This is a genomic window from Oscillatoria salina IIICB1 (assembly GCF_020144665.1).
Lineage (GTDB): Bacteria > Cyanobacteriota > Cyanobacteriia > Cyanobacteriales > SIO1D9 > IIICB1.
Genome location: NZ_JAAHBQ010000135.1, coordinates 1 through 3,589 on the forward strand (window position 1 = coordinate 1; position 3,589 = coordinate 3,589).

General features: G+C 41.4%; 6 protein-coding genes. 5 read left to right on the plus strand and 1 reads right to left on the minus strand.

The window, feature by feature from the left end; genetic code table 11:
* Nucleotides 1-129: 129 nt before the first annotated feature.
* The 5 genes from G3T18_RS24340 to G3T18_RS24360 all read left to right on the plus strand — a co-directional run bounded on the left by G3T18_RS24340 (nucleotide 130) and on the right by G3T18_RS24360 (nucleotide 2,451).
* Nucleotides 130-639: a TIGR02652 family protein gene (locus G3T18_RS24340; RefSeq protein WP_224413188.1), complete on the plus strand. Its 510-nt coding sequence runs from the start codon at nucleotides 130-132 to the stop codon at nucleotides 637-639.
* Nucleotides 639-1,103, plus strand: coding sequence for a VOC family protein (locus G3T18_RS24345; protein WP_224413189.1), 465 nt, complete (start codon nucleotides 639-641; stop codon nucleotides 1,101-1,103). The genes G3T18_RS24340 and G3T18_RS24345 overlap by 1 nt, the downstream gene beginning before the upstream one ends.
* Nucleotides 1,104-1,129: 26 nt before the next feature.
* A complete protein-coding gene (locus G3T18_RS24350) occupies nucleotides 1,130-1,318 on the plus strand; it encodes a hypothetical protein (RefSeq protein ID WP_224413190.1) in 189 nt (62 codons plus the stop codon).
* A 104-nt stretch (nucleotides 1,319-1,422) separates the two neighbouring features.
* Complete coding sequence (locus G3T18_RS24355; RefSeq protein ID WP_224413191.1) at nucleotides 1,423-1,998, plus strand: Uma2 family endonuclease; 576 nt, start codon at nucleotides 1,423-1,425, stop codon at nucleotides 1,996-1,998.
* A 237-nt stretch (nucleotides 1,999-2,235) separates the two neighbouring features.
* Nucleotides 2,236-2,451: a hypothetical protein gene (locus G3T18_RS24360; protein WP_224413192.1), complete on the plus strand. Its 216-nt coding sequence runs from the start codon at nucleotides 2,236-2,238 to the stop codon at nucleotides 2,449-2,451.
* Nucleotides 2,452-2,601: 150 nt separating this feature from the next.
* On the opposite strand, the gene G3T18_RS24365 is transcribed toward G3T18_RS24360, so the two are convergent.
* On the minus strand, nucleotides 2,602-3,390 hold the full coding sequence (locus tag G3T18_RS24365; protein ID WP_224413193.1) for an HAD family hydrolase: 789 nt from the start codon (nucleotides 3,388-3,390) through the stop codon (nucleotides 2,602-2,604).
* Between the last annotated feature and the right edge of the window lie 199 nt (nucleotides 3,391-3,589).

Sequence of the window (3,589 nt, forward strand, 5' to 3'; positions counted from 1 at the left end):
TGGGAGGGGTGAGTTGACTCATAATGTTCCCATCTAGAATCTTTGATTTAGCGATGAGAGGATGTCAACAGATATAATGGATTCACTGCTACTGGCGCAAGCGCTGAAGATGAGATTATGCCACCAACGATGAATGCAAGCTTGCAGTATCCTCTATTCGGTCCGGAAATTCAATGCCCTCATTGTCGTCAGACAATTCCCGCTTTGACACTGACAGATACTTATTTGTGTCCCCGTCACGGCGCTTTTGAAGCAGACCCCAAAACTGGCGAACTAATTCATCTACAGTCTGGTCGTCACTGGCGTAGGTGGGAGGGTGAATGGTTCCGACAGCATACTCATCCGGATGGCATTCGCTTTGAAATTCACGAACAGCTAGATCGACTTTATACCCAAGGCTATCGGGCGACGAGAGTAATTATTGCTAGTCGCTATCGAGATTTAGTTAGTGCTTATTTAGAACGCAGTTCTCCTTGGCGAGGTGGTAATTCAGATTCTCCTTCGCCGCGACTTTATGGTTTACCTGTGGAATTTAGCCCAGATCCGCCAGAAGATCCGCGCTGGGAAGTGATTAATTTCGATCTCGAAAAAGAACCGGGCGTTCCGGTACGTTATCCTTATTTTCGTTTGTTTGAGTGATGCACCATGCTTCGATCCGCACGGCGAATATTCATCGGGCGATCGCTTTCTACGAACAACTCGGTTTCACACTTAGCGATCGCTTTACTACTGGTTATACTCTCGCTTGCTGGCTGGAAGGGCTTGATGGGCGTATCGAGTTGATTCAAATTCCCGAACCGTCACCCCCTCCCGATGCTTTTCATGACGAACATTATGTCGGTTATTATCATCTTTCTTTTGACTTGACAAATAAGATAAATTGTGATATAGCAGATTGGTTAGATAATTTAAAGCAAAAGTTTCAGTTAGCCGCAGAAACAAATCCCCAGTTGTCACCGTTAAAAGTATTATTAGAACCTCACCAGCAAACGATCGGCGAAACTGTCTACGAAGTTACTTTTATCGCCGATAGTGATGGCTTACCCTTAGAATTTCTGCGGGTGATGAAGAGTGAGGAAAAAACTAAGATTGTGTTAACTTAAAAAAAAGCGGTGGAGTAATTCTAACTATGAACGTGCAACTAGCAAAAAATCCTCAGAAACGAGTCGTTTTTGCACCCCAAACAAATACTAGCTTAAGATCGGGTTCAGTTCTCAAAGTTGAGTTAAACGAAGATGAAAAGGTAGAGTGGCAATGGACATATTTACCTGATGGTGAAAGTTTTATCAGTGGTTACAAAATAATTAAAGATAAGTAATAGTTGTTTAACCATTACTTAAATTGAAAAATTTTCTGTTTGTAGTGAGGGCTTTAGCCCTTTTTTAATTTTAAATTGATTCACCGCGCGATCGCCAAACGACAATGACAGCCTTAACTCTTAATTTACATCCAGTCATCGACTTAACTGACGAACAATTCTTTCAATTATGTCAGAATAATCGAGATTTGCGACTTGAGCGCACTGCTGAGGGAGAATTAATTATTATGCCACCGACAGGATGGGTAAGCGGAAACCAAAATAGTAAATTAACACAACGTTTAGCCAATTGGACAGATGCAAATGGAACAGGATTAGCCTTTGACTCTTCCACAGGTTTTCGACTTCCTAATGGCGCAAATCGTTCTCCTGATGCAGCTTGGGTAAAAAAGTCACGAATAGAAGCTTTAAACCCAGATCCCAACCGATTTTTACCGCTCGCTCCTGATTTTATCATCGAATTGCGATCTGCGAGCGATCGCCTAGAGACATTGCGAAGTAAAATGCAAGAATACATCGATTGTGGCGTAAGTTTAGGCTGGTTGATCGATCCTGAAAACCAACAAGTAGAAATTTACCGTCAAGGAAAAGAAGTGGAGATTTTGCAGTCTCCTACTAGCTTATCAGGAGAAGACGCACTACCGGGATTTGTCCTCAATTTAAGCCAAATTTTGTCCTAAAATCTTGTTAGAGCGAGGAATTTGAGCAAATTTATCTAGATTGCGATCGCGATCGCTAGAGAAGGGTAGTTGCGATCGCGATAACAGTTGAGTAGATTCACACTCCGGAATAGCTTGAGATCGCTCAGAATTTAGTTTAAATAAGTCAGACTAAGAATGTCAAGCCACTTCTTGTTAGGAAAATTTAATCAGAAGTGAGTTACCAGAATTGTATTTAAGCTTTGTGAGGCGATTATTATGTTAGGTTTATTTGTTAGTTTAGCCCTTGCGATCGTGGGAATTTACGTCAGCCTCAACGTGACTGACGAGATTGAATCGATTTTAGCGATCGTTATCGCGGTAATCTGCTTATTTCTCAGCTTAGTCTTCTTACCTCTACCCCTAAAAGGAGCGATCGCGATAATTTTATTAATTAGCGCCAAATCCTCCTTGTCCATCTTCAGCAAATCTTAGACTTGGAATGGGGGCGATAGTGCGATCGCTATGCCAAAAATTTTCTCTCTACCTATTGCATAATTGAGGATTTTTGTCTATACTGTATATAGTGGAAAAGGTGCGCTCATATAGACCCCTTTTCGAGAAATTAGTTAAGTCTCCCCAAATTTAACGGCTAGTTTCTCGTTGCTGAATCAATAATTTCGCTAATTCACAAAATCCCTCACATTCAGCTAAACTCGTCACGTAGGTAGGTAAGTAATTTAATTGCTTAGTGTAGTGGAGTAAATTAGCCACACCAACAGAAAAGTCAAATTTACCAGCATCGAACATCGTTTCGTCATTCGGACTATCACCAACAGTCATAACTTGTTCGGTGGGAATTTCGGGGAAATGTTGTCTTAATACTTGTTGTAGCCCAGTTGCCTTATCTTGTTGCAGTGGTTTAAGGTGACATTGGACATTACTGTAAGTAAAACCCCACCCTTGCTGGTGACAAATTTTGCTGATAGTTTCTAATTCTTCTATGGTTAATCCTGCAACATCGAAAGTCAAGTCAGTCATGCGGAAGCGGTTATCTGCTGACTCGCGTAGCTGAGGAAACTTACTCGTAAGGTATTGGAAAGTTTGCTGTAATTTGCGACGATGTTCGTCAATAGATCCGAGAGAAATGAGAATTTCGGGAGTATCTTGTTTACTAGGATAATATAGTCCGCCATTTTCCGCGATCGCACCCACTACCGGAAGATACGTTTTCAAACCACTTACCCATCCCGCAGATCTTCCCGTAATCAGCAGCACTTTTATTTTAGCTTGGGCTAGCTGCTCTAAAGCCAACAAAAATTGAGATGTAAATTTACCCTTTTGAGTCAATGTACCATCCATGTCAGTCGCGACGAGACTGATATTTTTTAGTTTGTTTGTGGTTAAGGTTTCGGAAATTGGGGTGAGTGACATGGTTGGGTTTCTTGGGAAGTCGCGAAGGTAAAATATCCTCACTTATCTCGTTGATTGGAGTTTCTTGCTCCTACCTATCTATTTTACTGGCTTGGGTAGTTTTTCGGTAGTCTTTAGATAAGTTAGTTTGTTTGAGTTTCTCGCAAAGTCGCAAAGTCGCTAAGGTAAGATATCCTTCTTTCTTGATTTGCTTGGAGTT